The sequence below is a fragment of the Salinibacterium sp. SWN139 genome (assembly GCF_015864625.1).
Lineage (GTDB): Bacteria > Actinomycetota > Actinomycetes > Actinomycetales > Microbacteriaceae > Rhodoglobus.
Genome location: NZ_JADYWV010000002.1, coordinates 655,527 through 675,710, shown reverse-complemented (window position 1 = coordinate 675,710; position 20,184 = coordinate 655,527). Strand labels below are relative to the sequence as shown.

The following is a 20,184-nucleotide window of genomic DNA, read 5'->3' as shown; positions in this document are numbered from 1 at the left end:
CGAGCGCTCATCACCCGAGATAATGGCGTATGCACATTGCGCACGTCACCAGCTTCTACTCGTCACCAGCGCTACTGCCCTCCAGCGTGGTGCGTTCTCGTGGCTTGGCCTACCAAGCTGCCGGGCATGAGTTCTCGATCATCATTCCTGGAGTCGATTCATCGGTAACGTGGACCGAATACGGAACCGTCGTTACCGTTCCGGCGCGCGGACGAGCGCTTACTCGCGGATTCGTGCCGATCGCCAAAGCTGTGCGCCGCGCTGTGGACACACTCGCTCCTGATCAGATAGAGGTCGCTGACCGTCTCAGTGCACGCGAATTGGGATCCTGGGCACAGCGCAATCGTGTGCCCGCAGTGCTGCTCATAGAGGACGGTGCTGCGGAGTGGGCCACCGGACGTACTCCCCTAGGTTTCGACCAGATAGTTCATACCGGTGCGGCGAACTTGGAGCGTCACGGTTCGTGCGGGGCCGAAGAAGCACACTCTCCCGCGATTGCCTCCGACAGTCGCGGGGCTGTCGATCGTGTGCTGAGCGTGCCATCCGGAGTGAACCTCGAAGTCTTTTCTCCTCTGCGGCACAACAGCACGCTCCGCGATTCAAGCGGAGCCGATCTGATCGTCGTGTGTGCGGCACCACTCACCGCCGCTGGTTCCGTCTCCGTCGCGATCGAGGTTGTGCGTGAGCGAGTCTCTCAAGGTGAGGACCTTCACTTGGTGGTGTTAGGAGACGGACCGCTGCGTGCGCGGCTCGAACGAAGCGCACTCGGGATGCCGGTTCAGTTTCTCAGCGCCCACGATCTCACCTTGATCGAGAGAGCAGAAGTCTTTGCAACGGCGGACGTAGCCATCGTGACAACGAATGGATCGTGGGGACACGCCAGCGCGTTGGAGTCGCTCGCGGCTGGTACGCCCACAATTCTCACTACCGCGTGCAATGAACGCCTGGCGTTTGTGGACGGAGGTGGGCTAACGGTAGCTCCGGATCTCACCCACATCGCTCACGCCCTCCGGGTTCTCGTTGACATCCCGATAGAGGAGCGCAGAAGCGCCGCGAGAAAAACCGCACTCCCCCATGATTCCCTCGCGCAGGAGCGTCGCATGATTTCGCTGCACGAAACCTTGGCGACTATTTCAAATGGCCAGCCTGCTCCATCTGACGCAGTTCCTTCTTGAGTTCCTGAACTTCGTCCCGCAATCGAGCGGCAAGCTCAAACTTCAACTCGGATGCCGCTTGAAGCATCTGTTCGTTGAGATCGCCAATGATATTTTCAAGATCATTTCCGCCGGCGGCAGCGATTCCTTCCCGCGCCAGTTTGGGCGTCGGAGTGCGTTTTTTGCCGTCACGGTTGCGAGTCGCGAGCAGCTCTGCAGTATCGGCGCCCTCACGGAGAAGCGCGTCAGTGATATCTGCGATCTTCTTACGCAGCGGCTGCGGGTCGATACCGTGCTCAGTGTTATAGGCGACCTGCTTCTCCCGGCGACGATCGGTCTCCTCAATCGCGAACGCCATCGAGCGCGTGACGACGTCGGCGTACATGTGCACCTCGCCCGAAACGTTTCGAGCGGCTCGTCCGATGGTTTGGATGAGCGACGTCGATGACCGCAAGAAGCCTTCTTTGTCGGCATCCAGAATTGCCACAAGCGATACCTCGGGAAGGTCAAGGCCCTCGCGAAGGAGGTTGATGCCAACCAGCACGTCATAGACGCCCTGGCGAAGTTCCGTGAGTAGCTCGACGCGACGGAGCGTATCGACGTCGGAGTGCAAATAACGAACCCGCACGCCATTCTCCGAAAGGAATTCGGTGAGTTCCTCGGCCATTTTTTTCGTGAGCGTGGTGACGAGCACTCGCTCGTTCTTCTCGACGCGAAGCCTGATCTGTTCGAGAAGGTCGTCGATCTGACCCTGAGATGGCTTGACTACGATTTGCGGGTCGATGAGTCCTGTCGGGCGAATAACCTGCTCAACAACGGAGTCAGTAATACCCATCTCATATTTGCCCGGAGTCGCAGAAAGGTAGATCTTCTGGCCTGCACGCTCAAGAAACTCTTCCCATTTCAACGGGCGATTGTCGAGCGCACTAGGGAGGCGGAACCCGTGTTCCACGAGAGTGCGCTTTCGAGAGGCGTCTCCCTCGTACATGGCGCCGATCTGAGGCACCGTAACGTGCGACTCATCGAGCACCACGAGAAAGTCATCCGGAAAGTAGTCGAGCAAACAGCTTGGTGGTTCGCCCGGTTGGCGGCCATCCATGTGGAGAGAATAGTTCTCAATGCCGTTGCAGAAACCGATCTGCTCCATCATTTCGATGTCGAAGGTCGTGCGCATACGCAAGCGTTGCGCTTCGAGGAGTTTTCCCTGACGCTCCAGCACGCCAAGCCGGTCGGCGAGCTCTTCCTGAATGGACACGATTGCGGTTTTGATTGTTTCGGGGCTTGCCGAATAGTGGGTGCCAGGGAACACCGACACCGAATCCATCTTTTTGACGATGTCACCGGTTAACGGATGCAGCGAGTAGAGCGCTTCGATCTCGTCTCCGAACATCTCGATTCGGATAGCAAGTTCTTCATACACTGGAATGATTTCAATGGTGTCGCCGCGCACGCGGAAGTTTCCCCGCGAGAAGTCGTAGTCGTTGCGCTGATACTGCATTCCCACGAACTTGCGGATGAGCGTCTCACGATCGATGCGCATTCCCACCTGCAGGGCGATCATCGCTTCGAGATAGGACTCAGCAGCACCGAGCCCATAAATGCTCGAGACGGTGGACACCACCACGGTGTCGCGGCGGCTGAGCAAGGAGTTGGTAGTGGAGTGTCGCAGTCGCTCGACTTCAGCGTTGACCGACGAGTCCTTCTCAATGAAGGTGTCTGTCTGAGGGATGTAGGCCTCTGGCTGGTAATAGTCGTAATAGGAAACGAAATATTCCACGGCGTTGTTGGGCATCAGGTCCCGGAACTCGTTCGCCAGTTGAGCAGCAAGAGTCTTGTTATGGGACATGATCAGGGTTGGACGCTGCACCTGCTCGATTAGCCACGCGGTTGTTGCCGACTTTCCCGTGCCTGTGGCACCGAGCAGCACAACATCTGTCTCGCCAGCATTGATTCGCTGAGCTAGTTCGCGAATAGCCTGAGGCTGATCTCCGGAAGGTGAATACTCGCTAATTACCTCAAAAGGACGTACTGAGCGAGTTGGTTCCATACCTCAAGTGTAGGCACCGGCACTGACAACGACCCGAAAACGGAGTCGCTAGGCCAACGCTTAGCGCGAACTCACTAGTTGGTCGCGAAGCAACTGCCACACGGCGTCAGCGTGACGTTCTGTATCCGCCAACTCAGCTCCAGAATCCACGACGAAGCCGGCCACCGCTCTACGATCGGCGCTCGACGCTTGAGACGCGACGCGCCCTTCTGCCTCGCTACGCGGCATATTGCGGTGCTCGATCAAACGCTGAATGCGAGTTTCTGGATCAGCCTCAACCGTCACTACTGCCGAGAACTTATCAACGGGTTGCCCTGACTCCACCAGTAAGGGGATGTCGTACACAATCAGCGCCTCAGGGTCACGATCGTAGGCGGCCGCGAAACGTCGCTGGGCGAGCCGACTGATCGCCGGATGGGTGATGCTGTTTAGAGCCTGACGGGCATCCGAGTCACCAAAAACGATACTGCCGAGAGCTTGGCGGTTGAGAGATCCATCGTCGTGCAGGACGTCTGCGCCAAAACGATCGACGATCGCGGCCAACGCCGGGGAGGCTGGCTCCACTACTTCGCGGGCGAGAGCATCCGCGTCGACGACGACAGCCCCGTGTTCGGCCCACCGCTTAGCTACAGTCGACTTTCCCGAAGCAATCCCACCGGTGAGCGCTATCAAGTGCATTCCTCAATGCTAACCTCAGCGTGTCGAAAGGGAGAGCGGATGTTCGAAGTACTCACCGGCAGCGGCCTCGCCGTCGCGGCTGGCCTCAACGCTTATATTCCGCTTCTCATCCTGGGCCTTGCCGGTCGCGTTTTCGACTTTGTAGAACTGCCCGCCGTATGGGCGTGGCTCGAAAACCCTTGGGTGATCGCGGTTCTCGGTGTGCTGCTCGTGCTTGAAGTCATCGCCGACAAAGTGCCCGTCGTCGATTCCGTCAACGATTGGATTCAGACCATCGTGCGTCCCGCAGCAGGCGGCATTGCCTTCGGCACGGGCTCCGCCTCTGAGACAGCAGTGGTCACTGATCCAGCATCATTCTTTACGTCAGATGCGTGGGTGCCCGTCGTCATCGGAATCATTCTCGCGTTCGGAACCCACGCCACCAAAATGGCTGCGCGACCCGTGCTGAACGCCGCCACCGCCGGCGCGGCTGCCCCGGTTGTGAGCGCCGCAGAGGACATCAGTAGCGTTCTGCTCAGCCTGATGGCGCTTATTGTTCCTGTCATCGGAACGCTTGCCCTCATCGGACTCATCGCGTGGCTCGTTATGCGAGTTCGACGAGCGCGACGCACCACAAAACGCCCAGCCTAGGCACAACGCACCAGGAACCCCAGCTCCGGCGCCGGCGCCGGCTCGTCAGCTGAGCAGAGATAGGCCCCGTCCGCTTGCGGTGCGATGATTCATCCGACGATCGTGGCTTGTTAACTGAGTGTGGCCAGCCTCCCGAAGGAGGCTGGCCACACTGTTCAGCTAAGTGTTACTAGTTGTTGCTCGAGAGCTTCTCACGCAGGGCGGCGAGAGTCTCGTCGTCTGCGAGCGTTCCCGCGCCTGCACTAGCTGCAGCGTCATCGTTGGAGAACGACGATGCTCCGGCGGGTGCACTGCTGATTGACTCTTCCTGAATCGCGGCAGCAGCAACCTGCTTCTTGTGCTGTTCCCAACGCGCCTGGGCTGCAGCGTAGTCCTGCTCCCACTTCTCGCGCTGTGACTCGAAGCCGTCTTTCCACTCGTTGGTCTCGGGGTCGAAACCATCGGGGTACTTGTAGTTGCCCTGGTCGTCGTACTCGGTGAGCATTCCGTAGAGCGCCGGGTCGAACTCGGTACCCTCGGGGTCAACGCCCTCGTTAGCCTGCTTGAGGCTAAGCGAGATGCGACGACGCTCGAGGTCGATGTCGATGACCTTGACGAATACTTCGTCGCCAACCGAAACGACCTGCTCGGCGAGTTCAACGTGCTTACCCGAAAGCTCGGAGATGTGCACGAGGCCCTCGATGCCGTCTGCGACGCGAACGAACGCACCGAACGGAACGAGCTTGGTGACCTTACCGGGAGCAACCTGACCGATTGCGTGGGTGCGGGCGAATACCTGCCACGGGTCTTCCTGCGTTGCCTTGAGCGACAGCGACACGCGCTCGCGCTCGAGGTCAACCTCAAGAATTTCAACCGTAACTTCCTGGCCAACTTCAACAACTTCTGAAGCGTGCTCGATGTGCTTCCACGAGAGCTCAGAAACGTGGACGAGGCCGTCTACGCCACCAAGGTCAACGAATGCACCGAAGTTGACGATCGACGACACGACACCCTTGCGAACCTGGCCCTTGGCGAGGTTGTTGAGGAACGAAGTGCGGCTAGCCGACTGCGTCTCCTCGAGGAGTGCGCGGCGCGACAGAACAACGTTGTTGCGGTTCTTGTCGAGCTCGAGGATCTTGGCTTCGATCTCCTGGCCGAGGTACGGCGTGAGGTCACGAACGCGGCGAAGCTCGATGAGCGATGCGGGGAGGAATCCACGAAGTCCGATGTCGACGATGAGTCCACCCTTGACAACCTCGATGACCGAACCGGTGACAACGCCATCCGATTCCTTGATCTTCTCGACGTCGCCCCAAGCACGCTCGTACTGTGCGCGCTTCTTGGACAGGATGAGACGGCCTTCTTTGTCTTCCTTCTGGAGAACGAGGGCCTCAACGGTGTCACCAACGTTGACAACCTCAGTGGGGTCAACGTCGTGCTTGATGGAAAGTTCACGAGAGGGGATAACACCCTCAGTCTTGTAACCGACGTCGAGGAGAACCTCGTCACGGTCGATCTTGACGACGGTACCTTCGATAAGGTCACCATCGTTGAAGAACTTCAGCGTCTTTTCGACTGCGGCGAGGAAATCTTCAGCAGATCCGATGTCATTGATGGCGACCTGCTTGGGTGCCTTGTCAGTCGTTGCGATTGTCATGTAGTAGTTGCTCCGGTATGGGTCACGCTTCGAAAAGCGCATAATTGGGCCGACGGCGAAATGAATCTGTGTGCTCGCCGTAGGCAGGCGAATAAGAAGTCACGAATGCGACACTCCAGCCTAGCGCTTCGACGCCACTAAAACCAACCACTAATCCGCCGTGTTTCGCGGTATTTCGGCGGGTGGAGGTCTCTCGCCCTCACGCGCGAGAGACCTGTCAAACGTTAGCTCGCGGCGTAGGGAGCCAGAAGAGCCGAGCGCAAGGTATCTAGCCCCACCCCACCCACGTTCAGCGCACGGCGGTGGAACTCCCGAAGCGAGACGTCAGCACCCTCGATAGCGTGGCATTCGTCACGCAACTGCTCCCAGATGCGCTGCCCCACCTTGTACGACGGTGCCTGTCCCGGCCAACCGAAATAACGGTTCACTTCGAAGCGAACGTTGGCGGGATCCAGCGTGACGTTATTGGTCATGAAGTCGAGAGCGTAATCCCAATCCCAGACACCCGAACCGGTGAGTTTGGGCTTGCCGAGATGAACACCGATGTCGAGAACGACGCGGGCCGCGCGCATCCGCTGACCATCAAGCATTCCAAGGCGATTTGCCGGGTCATCGAGGAAACCAAGATCAGCCATGAGGCGCTCAGCATAAAGCGCCCAGCCCTCGGCGTGTCCAGACGTGCCCGACAGTTGCCGACGGTAGGTATTCAGCTGATCGCGGTTATAGACAGCTTGGGCGATCTGAAGGTGATGCCCGGGGACGCCCTCGTGATAAACGGTCGTTGCCTCACGCCACGTCGTGAACTCCGTGACCGACTCGGGCACCGACCACCACATGCGACCAGGACGCGAAAAGTCGTCACTCGGGCCCGTGTAGTAGATGATCCCGTCGTGCGTGGGTGCGATCATGCACTCCAACGCGCGCATCGGCTCCGCGATGTCGAAGTGTGTGCCAGCCAACGCTTCGATGGCTTCGTCGCTGAGCTTCTGCATCCATTTCTGCAGGGCATCGGTGCCGTGCAGCGTTCGCGAAGGGTCAGAGTCAAGAAGCTCGATTGCTTCGGCGATGGATGCTCCCGGCTTGATCTCGTGCGCGATCTGCTTTTGCTCGGCAGTCATGCGCGCCAGTTCCTCAATCCCCCACTCATAGGTTTCATCGAGGTCGACCGTGGCACCGAGGAAGCGCTGAGACTGCAACGCGTAGAGTTCGCGGCCAAAAGCATCCTGAGGCGTCGCCCGCGGAGCAAGCTCGTCACTCAGAAAACGCTCAAGTTTCTGATAGCTGGATGCCGCAAGAGCAGCCCCGTCAGCCAGGGCTGATTGGAGAGCGCTGTCGCCGCCCACAGCCTCAGCTTGCGCAATGAATGACTCGAAGAATCCTCCGGGTGCTGAGATCTGGCGGGCTTGCGCAACAACTTCCGCAACTTGACGCTGCGCAGGCACCACTGCCCCATCGATACCGTGACGAAGAGTCGCGATGTAGCCATTGATCGCTTCCGGAATATTGTGCAGGCGCTCCGCAATCACAGACCAGTCTTCGCTGGATGCGGTCGGCATGAGATCGAGAACGCCACGAATCTCCTGGGCGGGACTCGCCAAATTATTGAGATCACGCTTCCACAATTGCGCGGCATCGGACTCTAGATCTAGCTTCAGAGTGGAAACCATGTCCGACTTTGTCACGAGGTCGACGTCGTCCATGACTGGCGCAGCTTCTAGCCGAGCAAGAATTTCCCTGGTCGACGCCACAACGTGAGCATGCCCTTCGGGCGAATAGTCGGCATACCCCGAGTGCTGTCCCGGCGAACCGATGTAAGTTCCGATGGTTGGATCAAGTTCAACCAGAGTGGTGACCCATTCCTCAGCAATCGCATCGAGCGGAGTAGCCTGGCGCCCCGAGGGTGCGGCAGCTGAAGTAGAGGGCGTCATATCGGACATCGTTGTCTGGCTCCTTGATTGATTGTCGGGAATTGATTGTCGGGAATTGATGGGGCGGGAATCCGCCCCGGGGTCGCGCTAGGGCTTATCGAGTTCGCGGCCGAGCAACTCGGCGAGAGACGCCAGCACGGGCTCGGCCCCCTCATCGTCGGAGCTGAGCGTGATGACATCCTGATAGCCGATGCCCATCGCGAGCACGCCGAGGATGCTGCCAGCGTTGATCGTGGAGCCTGAGGCATCCATCAGCATCACCGTGATTCCACACTCGCCGACGGCATGAGCGAACACCGAAGCGGGACGCGCGTGCAGCCCAACGCGTGAACCGATCACTACCGTTGTGCTACTCACCGCTGCTCCTTTGTGGGGTGCTCTGAGAGTGGATGCCGAACGGTGCGAGCCTAATGCGCGGCGGAATCCCAGTTGTGGCCGGTGCCGATCTGCACATCAAGCGGAACCGACAGGGTCGCAGCCCCTGACATTCGCTCATGAACAATAGTAGTCATTCGGTCGAGCTCGCCTCCAGCGATTTCGAAGACCAATTCGTCGTGAACCTGAAGCAGCATGCGTGACTTCAGACCTTCATCGCGGATGTCGCCATCGATCTGGAGCATCGCGCGCTTGAGGATGTCTGCGGCCGAGCCTTGAATTGGCGAGTTGAGGGCTTGGCGTTCCGCGTTATCCCGAAGCACACGGTTCTTCGATGTGAGATCTCCGAATGGCCGACGACGACCGAAAATGGTCGTGGTGTACCCATCTACCCGCGCCTGTTCAACAACATTGCGCAGGTAGTCGCGAACGGCACCGAAACGGGCGAAGTAGTCCGTCATGAGTGCTTTTGCCTCGCTCGTTTCAATGCGAAGTTGCTTGCTGAGACCAAAAGCACTCAGACCATAGGCCAAGCCATAGGACATCGCCTTGACCTTGGTGCGCATCTCGGGAGTGACATCGGCTGGCTCAACGCCGAAAATGCGCGAACCAACGAACCGGTGAAGGTCCTCCCCCTCGTTGAAGGCTTGGATGAGCCCTTCATCGCCCGAGAGGTGCGCCATGATGCGCATCTCGATCTGCGAATAGTCCGCGGTGAGGAGCGTGTCATACCCTTCGCCAGCCTCGAAAGCCGCACGAATCTGGCGCCCTGTAGCGGTCTTGACCGGGACGTTTTGCAGGTTGGGATCGTTCGAGGCGATGCGCCCGGTGCTCGATCCCGCCTGCTCATAGGTGGTGTGTACTCGGCCGGAGTCGTCGATCGCTTTCTCGATACCGGTGATGATCTGCACCAGCTTGGTGGCATCGCGGTGCTGCAATAGCAGGTCGAGGAAAGGATGCGGTGCTTGCTCTTGGAGGTCAGCCAGGCTCGCGGCATCCGTGGAAAAGCCTGTCTTGTTGGCACGAGTCTTCGGCATCTCGAGCTGCGTGAAGAGAACCTCTTGCAATTGCTTCGGGCTGCCCAGATTGATTTCGCGACCGATGACCTCAAACGCGTTACGGGCGACGTCGGCGGCTGTGGTGCTGAGCGAACTGCTGAGATCGGCCAACAGCTGGCGATTGACCGCAATGCCCGTGCGTTCCATCTGAGCAAACACCGGCACAAGAGGCATTTCAATATCGGTGAGCACTCCTAGCGAGCCCTCATCCAAGCGCCCCGCAAGATACGCCGCAAGACGCACGACGTACCACGACTTGGTCGCAGGGCTGAGTTCTTCTGTCTCCGGAACAAGTTGATTCGGATCGCCCTGTTCGATCGTTTCGCCAAGATAGTTGTAGACCTGAGTCTCGAGCTCTTCAGGCTTGCCACCCGGCTTCAGGAGCCACGCTGCGAGCGTGGTGTCAAACGCAACGCCTGCAACAGTGAGGCCACTGTTGGCGGCGATCTTAAGCTGAACCTTGGCGGAGTGCATGTACTTGGGGGCGTCGCTCGCGAGCCACTTCGTAAGCGCGTCATAATCGGGGCGATCGGCTGCCCACGGCACGAAGGCCGTCTCAGCGACTGTCGCGAGGCCTAGCCCGGTGACAACGCCATCGACGCTGGCGATCGTAAGCCCCAACGGTGTCGTGTTGCCGTTGCTGTTAGTGGCGATCCACTTAGCGAGCTCTTCGTCGACCATCGTGCGCACCGCGGGAATGGCGGCGGCATCCTCAAGAACCGTAGCGGTCGACGACGACGGAGCATCGCTGCCCGCTTCGGCACCAGAAATCTTCATCACGCGCTGCAAGAGCGTCTTGAACTGAAGACGATCGAACACCTCACGTACAGCAGTCTCGTCGATTGCGCGGCGATCGAGATCGCCGACATTCACCGGAAGCTCGACATCGGTGAGCAAGTGGTTGAGCTTGCGGTTGCGAACGGGACGATCGATCTGATCGCGAAGGTTCTGGCCTACAACGCCCTTGATCTCCTCGGCGTGAGCCAACACCTCGTCGAGAGAGCCGTAAAGGTTGATCCACTTGACTGCAGTCTTCTCCCCCACCTTGTCGACGCCGATGAGGTTGTCGCTGGTTTCGCCGACAAGTGCTGCGACATCCGGATACTGGTGAGGCTCAATGCCATACCGCTCGAAAACGGCGTCACGGTCGTAGCGTTTGAGTTCGGAGACGCCGCGAGCATTCGGATACAGCAGGGTGACGTTGTCGTTGACCATCTGAATGGCATCGCGGTCACCGGAGACCACGAGAACGCGGAAGCCGTTCTCTGAGCCCTCGTGTGCCAGCGTGGCGAGGATGTCGTCAGCCTCGTAGTCTTCTTTGCTCAGAGTTTGGATTCCCATGGCTTTGAGCGCTTCTTCAAGCAGCGGGATCTGCCCCACGAATTCCACAGGAGTCTCGCCGCGCGTTCCCTTGTACTCGGGATACTCCCGGGTGCGGAATGAATACCGCGAAATATCGAAGGCAACGGCCAAATGCGTAGGTTTCTCGTTCTGTAACAGAGAAATCAGCATCGACAAGAAACCGTGGATGGCATTGGTGTGCTGCCCATCGCGGTTCTGAAAACTGTCGACGGGGAGCGCATAAAAGGCTCGGAAGGCCAGCGAGTGGCCGTCAATGATCATAAGAGTAGGCTTTTGGGAATCCGACACGCAGCCAGCCTAGCCGCGGCTGCCGACAGCGGAAACGGCCTAACGCGAAGGACACCCTCTGTGAAGTACCCCGACGACCTCGATCCCGAACTATTTGCACGACTTGTCGAGTCGGGAGGCGGTTCGCTCACACGCAAAATGGGTATTGAGTTTCTCGAACTTGGCGCTGAACGATCCGTGGCAACGATGCCGGTTGAAGGCAATACGCAAGTAATCGGCATCCTGCACGGAGGCGCACACGTTGTGCTCGGAGAATCCCTCGGATCAATCTCGTCGGCCATTCATGCCGGCCCTGGCCGAGTAGCCATGGGGATCGAAATCAACGCGACTCACAGCCGCTCGGTGCGCTCCGGCATCGTGACGGCAACCTGCACGGCGATTGCTCTAGGGCGCACGCTGGCCACCCACGAAATCGTGATCCGTGACGAACAAGAGCGTCGGCTCTCGACGATCCGGATTACGAACATCCTGAAAGATCGCCCGGCAACGTAGCCGCTGGCGTGTCGAAGTGCCGCTGAGACTTCTCAACGGCAATTAGAGCGTTGCGCTGAGTCTCTGGGCCCTCGCCTAAGCGGGTGCTACTTCTTGGCGCTGAGCTGATCGATGATCGCCTGCGACACATCGTGCATCGTCAAACGACGGTCCATGGATGCCTTCTGAATCCAGCGGAAAGCGTCAGGCTCGCTGAGCCCCATCTTCTCGTTCAGCAGTCCCTTAGCGCGGTCAACGAGCTTGCGGGTCTCGAAACGCTCAACCAGGTCGCTCACTTCAGCCTCGAGAGTGAGGATCTGCGTGTAGCGGCTGAGAGCGATCTCGATGGCCGGGAGAAGGTCGTTCGGAGTGAAGGGCTTGACCACGTAGGCCAGGGCTCCGGCCTCAGAAGCCCGCTCTACGAGTTCTTTCTGGCTAAAGGCAGTCAGCAGTACGACAGGCGCGATGTGGTTGGCGCTGAGGCGCTCCGCAGCTGAGATTCCGTCGAGTTGAGGCATCTTGACATCCATGATGACCAGATCCGGGCGAAGCTCGGTAGCGAGCGCAACAGCAGTCTCGCCGTCACCCGCTTCTCCGACAACCTCGTAGCCGGCATCCCGCAGGATTTCGACAATGTCCATGCGGATGAGCGACTCATCTTCGGCAACGACAACGCGGCGGGGAGCATTTTGATTGGTGTTTTGGTCAGTCACAAGTGCAAGCCTACGGTATTCTATTCAGCGTTGTAGTCAGCCGAATTGGCGGAATGGTAGACGCGGAGCACTCAAAATGCTTTGTTCGAAAGGACGTGTGGGTTCGAGTCCCACATTCGGCACAACGAATTGCTAAAAAAACCGGGCGCAACTCAGTTGCTCCCGGTTTCTTTAGTTAACCGAGCGGCCGTCGCTGCGCATGGGGCAACCCCTGAAACTCTCTAGTGTTAACAACAACACCGGCGCGGACCTCAAGGTCCGACGCCGGTGTTGTTGTTTTAGCTGGCTGAAAAGCTACTTAGCTGCCCATACAGGAGCCTTAGCGTTGATCGCATCACCGAGGATGTGCACGCGCAAATCGTTGGTCGAACCCGAGATTCCGGGAGGGGACCCTGAAATCACTACGACCTTGTCGCCGACCTGAGCGAGTTCTTGGCCGAGCAGAATTTCGTCTACTTGGCGGTACATCTCATCGGTGTGGGTTACGCGGTCAACGATGAAGGACTCGATGCCCCAAATCAGCGACATTCGACGCTGAATTTCAGGACTCGGCGTGAACGCCTTCATGGGAATACGGAAACGCAAGCGCGACATCCGGCGAGCCGAGTCTCCGGACTCGGTGAAGACACAGACGAACTTGGCTTCGACGAACGTCGCAACCTCTGCCGCGGCGAGCGTGATAGCGCCACCCTGAGTCTTCGGCTTCGTGCCGAGTTCGGGGATACGGTCAAGACCGTGCTCTTCCGTGGAGGCGACGATCTTTGCCATGGTCTGAACCGTGATAACGGGGTACTCCCCCACGCTGGTCTCGCCACTGAGCATGACGGCGTCTGCACCATCGAGGATGGCGTTCGCAACGTCAGAAGTCTCAGCGCGCGTCGGCACTGGGCTGGAAATCATGGACTCGAGCATCTGAGTTGCAACAATGACCGGCTTCGCCATACGACGTGCAAGTTCGACGGTGCGCTTCTGCACGATCGGAACGGCCTCGAGAGGAAGCTCTACGCCGAGGTCACCGCGGGCGACCATTATGGCGTCAAACGCATCGATAATGGCTTCGAGGTGATCGACAGCCTGCGGCTTCTCGATCTTCGCGATGACGGGAATGCGACGGCCTTCTTCATCCATGATCTCGTGAACGCGAACGATGTCTTCCGCGTTGCGCACGAACGAGAGTGCAATCAGGTCTGCACCGAGCTTGAGGCCCCAGCGCAGGTCGTCTTCATCCTTCTCAGAGAGTGCGGGAACATTGACCGCAACACCGGGAAGGTTGATGCCCTTGTTGTTGGACACAGCACCGGCAACGACTACCTCAGTCGTGACGACGGTATCCGAAGCGCTGACGACCTTGACCTTGACCTTGCCATCATCGATCAGCAGGAAATCACCAGGGGCGACGTCCTGAGGAAGACCCTTGAACGTCGTGCCACAGATCTCGCGGTTACCCACGATGTCGTCGATCGTGATCTTGAAGATATCGCCGACCGCGAGGTCGTACGGACCGTCCTCGAACTTGCCGAGACGAATCTTGGGGCCCTGAAGGTCAACCATCACCGCTACTGGCTTGCCAGCATCCTCAGCGGCGCGACGAACGTTCGCATACACCTCTTCGTGGACGGCATAGCTTCCATGGCTGAGGTTCATCCGAGCAACATCGACACCTGCATCGATGATTGCCCTGATGTTCTCGTAGCTCGACGTAGCCGGGCCGAGTGTCGCGACGATTTTTGCGCGTCTCATAACTTCCTTTGACGGGTTGGTGGTGGTGGTGGTGGTGGTGGAACTTCTAGAGGGTCATACCGCGATCGTCCGGACGGACGGGGAACGGCAACAGCGTCTCCCCTTCAAGGTAGCGATCTACAGCGGATGCCGCAGCCCTGCCTTCGGCGATCGCCCAGACGATAAGCGACTGCCCACGGCCAGCATCTCCGACAACGTATACGCCGGGGGTTGCGGTCTCGTAGCTTTCATCGCGAGTCAAGTTGCCTCGCGCATCCGCCTCAAGAGGAAGTTGACGAGAAAGCGTCTCTGTTTCCGGACCGGTGAAGCCCAGTGCGAGAAGAACCAGGTCGGCAGGAATCTCCCGCTCGGTTCCAGCCTTGGGAACTCGACGGCCGTCGAGGAACTCGGTCTCAGCGACACGAATCGCGCGAACTTCGCCGACAGAGTTTGTCAAGAACTCCACCGTCGACGCAAGGTATTCACGCTCGCCGCCCTCTTCGTGGGCACTCGACACCTCGAACAGCGTCGGAGTCAATGGCCACGGCTGGTGTTCCGGACGATCCGAGGGAGGCTGCACGCCGATCGCAAGGTTTGTGACAGACAGTGCGCCCTGACGGTGCGCGGTGCCGATGCAATCAGCACCGGTGTCTCCACCACCGAGCACGACGACGTGCTTGCCTTCTGCGGTGACCTGCTCGCTCACGGTGTCACCGGCAACGGCACGGTTCGACTGAACGAGATATTCCATGGCGAAATGAACGCCAAGTGCATCACGGCCAGGAATGGGAAGGTCGCGCGGAACGGTGGAGCCAGTAGCGACTACGACAGCGTCATAGCGCGTACGAAGATCGCTCCACGAAATGTCGACGCCGATGTTGACGCCGGCACGGAAACGAGTTCCTTCTGCCTGCATCTGAGCTAACCGCAACTCGATGTGGCGTTTTTCCATCTTGAAATCGGGGATGCCATAGCGCAGCAGTCCGCCGATGCGGTCTTCACGTTCAAAGACGGCGACGGTGTGACCTGCACGCGTCAGTTGCTGGGCTGCGGCAAGACCAGCAGGTCCTGAGCCAACGACCGCTACAGTCTTGCCGGTCAACCGTCCAGGAGGATGCGGTGTGACGTTGCCATCAGCAAACGCCTGATCAATGATCGATACCTCGATCTGCTTGATCGTGACGGCAGGCTGGTTGATTCCCAGCACACACGAGCTCTCACACGGTGCTGGACACAACCGGCCCGTGAACTCCGGGAAGTTATTGGTCGCGTGGAGGCGCTCAATTGCTTCAGCGCTCTCCCCACGACGCATCAGGTCGTTCCACTCTGGAATCAGGTTGCCGAGCGGGCAACCCTGATGACAGAACGGCACACCACAATCCATGCAACGACCGGCCTGACGAGCCAATTGGCCCGACTCCTGTTGCTCGTAGACCTCTTTGTAATCCATCAGCCGCAGGCTGACGGGGCGCCGCTTCGGCAATTCACGCTCTTGAACCTTGAGGAATCCCTTGGGATCAGCCACCGGTTACCTCCCTAATTCGAGCCCAGGTAACGTCCCCGTCGGGGTCGAGTCCCTCGGCTAATGCAGTCTCTCGAGTCTGGATGACAGCCGCGTAATCACGTGGGGTGACCTTTGTGAACTGGGCTGCCGTGGCATCCATATCGGCCAGCATGCCTTCGGCAACCACTGACCCGGTCTCTTCGAGATGACGTTCGAGGAGATCCTTGACGATCTCAATATCGGCGCCGCCAAGTCCGCTCAGCTGGAGTTCACCAGAGCTCAGCGAATCACTGTTGACGCGCTCTTCACGCAGCTGGTGGATGTAGGCGGTTCCGCCTGACATTCCAGCGCCGAGGTTGCGGCCTGTGGCACCCAAAATGAGCACGAGGCCACCGGTCATGTACTCCAGAGCATGGTCACCAACGCCCTCCGCGACGGCCGTGGCTCCCGAGTTGCGCACCATGAATCGTTCGCCGACCTTGCCGCGAATGAAGATGCTGCCGCTCGTAGCGCCATAACCGATAACGTTTCCGGCGATCACGTTGGTCTCCGCAGCAAACGTGCTCGTGAGGTCGGGGCGTACGACGACAGAACCGCCAGACAACCCCTTTCCGACGTAGTCATTGCTGTCGCCATAAAGCTTGATCGAAATACCGGCTGGCACGAAGGCGGCCAACGACTGACCAGCGGAACCGTGCAGAGTGATCGAGATCGTGTCGGCAGGCAAGCCGTGCTCACCGTGGCGCAACGTGACATGGTGACCGAGCATCGTGCCGACCGCTCGGTCAGTGTTGCGAACGCGAAGATCAATCGAGACCGGCTCTTTGCGTTCAAGAGCAGCCTCGCTCAGGGCAATCAACTGCTGGTCAAAGTGCTCAGCAAGCTCGTGGTCTTGTTCGACGCCGTGCGTGCGAGGCTCAGTGTCGCTGAACTCCGGACCATCGAACACAGGCGACAGGTCGAGACCGTCAGTCTTCCAGTGTGAAATAGCGCGGTTGACGTCGAGAATTTCGTTGTGCCCAATGGCTTCCTCAAGAGTGCGGAAACCGAGCTCAGCGAGGTATTCGCGAACTTCTTGAGCCAAGAACTCGAAGAAGTTGACGACGAACTCTGGCTTGCCGGTGAAACGCTCGCGAAGCTCGGGGTTTTGCGTGGCAACACCGACCGGGCACGTGTCGAGATGACACACACGCATGAGGATGCACCCAGAAACGACCAGAGGTGCGGTGGCGAAACCGTATTCTTCGGCTCCAAGAAGCGCACCAATGATGACGTCACGACCGGTCTTCATCTGACCGTCTACCTGCACCACAACGCGATCGCGCATGCCATTGAGCATGAGCGTCTGTTGCGTCTCAGCGAGACCGATTTCCCACGGCGTTCCGGCGTGCTTAAGCGAGTTGAGCGGGCTAGCACCCGTTCCGCCGTCGTGGCCAGACACCAGCACGACATCAGCCTTTGCCTTGGTGACACCGGCAGCAACAGCACCAATGCCCTTTTGGCTTACGAGCTTGACGTGCACACGCGCCGAAGGGTTCGAACGCTTGAGATCGAAGATCAATTGCTTAAGGTCTTCGATCGAATAGATGTCGTGATGCGGAGGCGGCGAAATGAGGCCGACGCCAGGAGTGCCATGACGAGTGCGCGCAATCCAGGGGTAAACCTTGCCCGCAGGAAGCTGGCCGCCCTCACCAGGCTTCGCTCCCTGAGCCATCTTGATCTGGATGTCGTCAGCGTGCGTCAAGTACATGCTCGTGACGCCAAAGCGACCGGATGCCACCTGCTTGATTGCACTGCGGCGAGTGGGATCAAGAAGTCGATCGACATCCTCCCCGCCCTCACCAGTGTTCGAGCGCGCGCCGAGCTGGTTCATAGCAATAGCGAGCGTTTCGTGCGCTTCCTTGCTAATCGATCCGTAGCTCATCGCACCGGTGCTGAAGCGCTTGACGATGCTCGAGATCGGTTCAACCTCGTCAATCGGAACCGGCGTGCGGTCCGTCATGTTGAACTTAAAGAGCCCGCGGAGGGTCATCAGCGCTTCGGCCTGCTCATCGACCTTCGAGGTGTACTCGCGGAAGATGTCATAGCGGCGCGTGCGAGTCGAGTGCTGCAGCTTGAAAACTGTCTCTGGATTGAAGAGATGGGGCGGGCCCTCGCGACGCCACTGGTACTCGCCACCCGTGTTGAGTCGTTCATGAACCGTGGGCGCGCGGTCTTCGGGGTACGCCGCTACGTGACGGGCAGCGTTCTCGCGGGCAATCGCGTCGAGACCGACTCCCCCCAAGATGCTCGTGGTTCCGGTGAAGTACTGGTCGACAAAGGCCTGCGACAAACCAACAGCTTCGAAAGCCTGAGCGCCAGCGTAGGAGCTGACCACAGAGATGCCCATTTTGGACATGATCTTCAGAACGCCCTTACCGAGAGCGGTGATCAGGTTGCGAACAGCCTTGTCGGGAGTGATGTCGGTGATCGTGCCATTACGCACGAGCTCTTCAGCTGACTCCATAGCGAGGTAGGGGTTGATGGCGGAAGCGCCATAACCCACTAGCAGCGCAACATGGTGAACTTCACGCACGTCGCCAGCTTCGACGATCATGCCGACCTTCATGCGCTCTTCTTGGCGGATGAGGTGGTGGTGAACCGTTGCCAGCATGAGCAACGAGGGAATCGGTGCCAAGTCCTTGTTGGAATCGCGGTCGGAGAGCACGATGAACTCCGCGCCGTCGGCAATAGCGGCGTCAGCTTCGGCGCACATCTCATCAAGACGCTTTTGCATCGCAGACGGACCAGCGTCCACTCGATAGAGACCCTTGATCGTGGTAGCCAAGCGGCTGCCCGGATGAGGCTCGATGTGCTGGATTTTCGCTAGCTCATCGTTGTCAATCACCGGGAACGCTAGCGCGACTTGCCTTGCGTGGTCTTGAGTTGCGCTGAGCAAGTTGCGCTGCGGGCCAACACCGAGGCGCATCGACGTAACGACGGCCTCTCGGATCGAGTCGAGCGGCGGATTCGTCACCTGAGCGAACTGCTGCGTGAAGTAGTCGAACAACAAGCGAGGTCGTTGAGACAGCACCGCAATAGGAGTATCGGAGCCCATCGCACCCAGCGGTTCGGCACCGAGTCGCGACATCGGCTCGATGAGAATGCGAACTTCTTCCTCGGTGTAGCCGAAGGTACGTTGGCGGCGCGTAACTGACGCCGGCGTGTGCACGATGTGTTCGCGTTCGGGAAGTTCTTCGAGAGCGATGCGACCGCTCTCAAGCCACTCAGCCCAGGGACGCGACGCAGCAAGCTCGGCCTTGATCTCATCATCTTCAATAAGACGACCGGCAGCCGTATCGACAAGGAACATCTTGCCCGGACGAAGCCGACCCTTGCGCACGACCTTCGTCGGCTCGATGTCGAAGACGCCAATCTCACTCGCCAACACGACAAGGCCGTCGTCGGTAACAAGGTAGCGACCGGGGCGGAGTCCATTGCGGTCGAGAGTCGCGCCTACGAGCGAACCGTCGGTGAAGACCAGGGCGGCGGGGCCATCCCACGGCTCCATAAGCATCGAGTGGTATTCGTAGAATGCACGGCGACGAGGATCGGTGTCGGTCTGGTTCTCATACGCTTCCGGAACCATCATCATCATGGCGTGCGGCAGCGGACGGCCAGCGAGGTTAAGAAGTTCAACAACTTCATCGAACGACGCCGAGTCGCTAGCGCCAGGCGTGTTGACCGGCAGAATGTCCTTGATGTCACCAAAAACGGCAGATTCAAGCTGCGACTGGCGTGCGCGCATCCAGTTGCGGTTACCCTGCACCGTGTTGATCTCACCGTTATGCGCGACCATGCGGAACGGCTGCGCGAGCGGCCATGACGGGAACGTGTTGGTGGAATACCGCGAGTGCACGAGAGCGAGCTTCGAGGCAAAGCGTTCATCTGACAGGTCAGGATAGAACGGCTCGAGCTGCAGCGTCGTGACCATTCCCTTGTAGGTAATGGTGCGGCACGACAGGGACGGGAAGTAGACGTGCAGATCCCGCTCAGCGCGCTTGCGCAAGCGGTAGGTCTGGCGATCAAGGTGGATGCCGCGAAGCGTGCCCTTGAGATCGACCCGCTTTGACTGCAGGAACAACTGCTCGAATGCCGGCATAGCGCCCCGTGCGAGCGAACCAAGCTCGCCCGGCTGGGTCGGCACGGTGCGCCATCCCAACACGGTGAGGTCTTCCTCTTCTGCCAGCTCTTCGATGCCACGCTTGACGTCATCACGAGCCACGCTGTCGAGCGGCAAAAACGCAATGCCGACGGCGTAGCGGCCTACAGAAGGCAGCTCGAAATCAACCACGTCACGGAAGAAAGCATCCGGGATCTGCGTCATGATGCCGGCACCGTCACCGGTGCCCGCGTCGGACCCTACGGCCCCGCGGTGTTCGAGGTTGCGAAGCGCCTCGAGAGCGGTCGCAATAATGTCATGCCCTGGCGTGCCGCGAAGCGTCGCCACCATGGCAAGGCCACAGGCATCTTTCTCATTAGCTGGGTCATACATTCCCTGTGCTGCGGGAATGGAACCAAAGCGTTCAAAGGGTGGGGTAACAGCCATGCCGTACCGTCCTCACGTATTACTGGTGCGGAG

Annotated in this window: 13 protein-coding genes and 1 tRNA gene; 4 read left to right on the top strand and 10 right to left on the bottom strand. The window is 59.1% G+C overall.

Features of this window, described 5'->3' with window-relative positions; genetic code table 11:
• The first annotated feature begins 29 nt into the window (after positions 1–29).
• Positions 30–1,175 (top strand): glycosyltransferase, encoded by a 1,146-nt coding sequence (locus I6E74_RS08365; protein ID WP_197124676.1) that lies wholly within the window; start codon positions 30–32, stop codon positions 1,173–1,175.
• Here I6E74_RS08365 and uvrB read toward each other — a convergent pair.
• Both uvrB and coaE read right to left on the bottom strand, forming a co-directional pair.
• Positions 1,129–3,201: an excinuclease ABC subunit UvrB gene (gene uvrB, locus I6E74_RS08360; RefSeq protein ID WP_197124674.1), complete on the bottom strand. Its 2,073-nt coding sequence runs from the start codon at positions 3,199–3,201 to the stop codon at positions 1,129–1,131. The two genes, I6E74_RS08365 and uvrB, sit on opposite strands and share 47 nt — an antisense overlap.
• Before the next feature lie 60 nt (positions 3,202–3,261).
• The gene (coaE, locus tag I6E74_RS08355; RefSeq protein ID WP_197124672.1) at positions 3,262–3,879 is read right to left on the bottom strand and encodes a dephospho-CoA kinase; all 618 of its coding nucleotides are present in this window, start codon (positions 3,877–3,879) and stop codon (positions 3,262–3,264) included.
• Between the two features lie 39 nt (positions 3,880–3,918).
• Between coaE and I6E74_RS08350 the strand changes: the two genes are divergently transcribed.
• On the top strand, positions 3,919–4,509 hold the full coding sequence (locus tag I6E74_RS08350; RefSeq protein ID WP_197124670.1) for a DUF4126 domain-containing protein: 591 nt from the start codon (positions 3,919–3,921) through the stop codon (positions 4,507–4,509).
• Positions 4,510–4,678: 169 nt separating this feature from the next.
• On the opposite strand, the gene rpsA is transcribed toward I6E74_RS08350, so the two are convergent.
• The 4 genes from rpsA to polA form a co-directional block, all read right to left on the bottom strand.
• Complete coding sequence (rpsA, locus tag I6E74_RS08345; protein ID WP_197124668.1) at positions 4,679–6,145, bottom strand: 30S ribosomal protein S1; 1,467 nt, start codon at positions 6,143–6,145, stop codon at positions 4,679–4,681.
• 224 nt (positions 6,146–6,369) lie between these two features.
• Positions 6,370–8,082 (bottom strand): DUF885 domain-containing protein, encoded by a 1,713-nt coding sequence (locus I6E74_RS08340; protein WP_197124666.1) that lies wholly within the window; start codon positions 8,080–8,082, stop codon positions 6,370–6,372.
• 78 nt (positions 8,083–8,160) lie between these two features.
• The gene (locus I6E74_RS08335) at positions 8,161–8,430 is read right to left on the bottom strand and encodes an HPr family phosphocarrier protein (RefSeq protein WP_197124664.1); all 270 of its coding nucleotides are present in this window, start codon (positions 8,428–8,430) and stop codon (positions 8,161–8,163) included.
• Positions 8,431–8,480: 50 nt separating this feature from the next.
• On the bottom strand, positions 8,481–11,129 hold the full coding sequence (polA, locus tag I6E74_RS08330) for a DNA polymerase I (protein ID WP_231601169.1): 2,649 nt from the start codon (positions 11,127–11,129) through the stop codon (positions 8,481–8,483).
• Positions 11,130–11,216: 87 nt separating this feature from the next.
• Here polA and I6E74_RS08325 point away from each other — a divergent pair, with 87 nt between their 5' ends.
• The gene (locus I6E74_RS08325; protein WP_197124660.1) at positions 11,217–11,648 is read left to right on the top strand and encodes a PaaI family thioesterase; all 432 of its coding nucleotides are present in this window, start codon (positions 11,217–11,219) and stop codon (positions 11,646–11,648) included.
• Positions 11,649–11,734: 86 nt separating this feature from the next.
• Here I6E74_RS08325 and I6E74_RS08320 read toward each other — a convergent pair whose 3' ends face one another.
• A complete protein-coding gene (locus tag I6E74_RS08320) occupies positions 11,735–12,340 on the bottom strand; it encodes an ANTAR domain-containing response regulator (RefSeq protein WP_197124658.1) in 606 nt (201 codons plus the stop codon).
• Positions 12,341–12,379: 39 nt separating this feature from the next.
• Between I6E74_RS08320 and I6E74_RS08315 the strand changes: the two genes are divergently transcribed.
• Positions 12,380–12,462 (top strand) — tRNA-Leu (locus I6E74_RS08315).
• Between the two features lie 172 nt (positions 12,463–12,634).
• Here the strand turns inward: I6E74_RS08315 and pyk are convergent.
• Genes pyk through gltB form a run of 3 tightly spaced genes read right to left on the bottom strand, consistent with a single transcriptional unit; the run spans position 12,635 to position 20,151 of the window.
• The gene (gene pyk, locus I6E74_RS08310) at positions 12,635–14,080 is read right to left on the bottom strand and encodes a pyruvate kinase (protein WP_197124645.1); all 1,446 of its coding nucleotides are present in this window, start codon (positions 14,078–14,080) and stop codon (positions 12,635–12,637) included.
• 46 nt (positions 14,081–14,126) lie between these two features.
• Positions 14,127–15,584: a glutamate synthase subunit beta gene (locus tag I6E74_RS08305; protein ID WP_197124643.1), complete on the bottom strand. Its 1,458-nt coding sequence runs from the start codon at positions 15,582–15,584 to the stop codon at positions 14,127–14,129.
• Positions 15,577–20,151, bottom strand: a complete 4,575-nt coding sequence (gltB, locus tag I6E74_RS08300; RefSeq protein ID WP_197124640.1) for a glutamate synthase large subunit — start codon at positions 20,149–20,151, stop codon at positions 15,577–15,579. Before gltB ends, I6E74_RS08305 begins: the two co-directional genes overlap by 8 nt.
• Between the last annotated feature and the right edge of the window lie 33 nt (positions 20,152–20,184).

Coding starts and splice junctions, on each gene's coding strand:
- I6E74_RS08365 (WP_197124676.1), top strand. CDS start 30: ATGCACATTGCGCACGTCACCAGCTTCTACTCGTCACCAGCGCTACTG.
- uvrB (WP_197124674.1), bottom strand. CDS start 3,201: ATGGAACCAACTCGCTCAGTACGTCCTTTTGAGGTAATTAGCGAGTAT.
- coaE (WP_197124672.1), bottom strand. CDS start 3,879: ATGCACTTGATAGCGCTCACCGGTGGGATTGCTTCGGGAAAGTCGACT.
- I6E74_RS08350 (WP_197124670.1), top strand. CDS start 3,919: ATGTTCGAAGTACTCACCGGCAGCGGCCTCGCCGTCGCGGCTGGCCTC.
- rpsA (WP_197124668.1), bottom strand. CDS start 6,145: ATGACAATCGCAACGACTGACAAGGCACCCAAGCAGGTCGCCATCAAT.
- I6E74_RS08340 (WP_197124666.1), bottom strand. CDS start 8,082: ATGTCCGATATGACGCCCTCTACTTCAGCTGCCGCACCCTCGGGGCGC.
- polA (WP_231601169.1), bottom strand. CDS start 11,129: ATGATCATTGACGGCCACTCGCTGGCCTTCCGAGCCTTTTATGCGCTC.
- pyk (WP_197124645.1), bottom strand. CDS start 14,080: ATGAGACGCGCAAAAATCGTCGCGACACTCGGCCCGGCTACGTCGAGC.
- gltB (WP_197124640.1), bottom strand. CDS start 20,151: ATGGCTGTTACCCCACCCTTTGAACGCTTTGGTTCCATTCCCGCAGCA.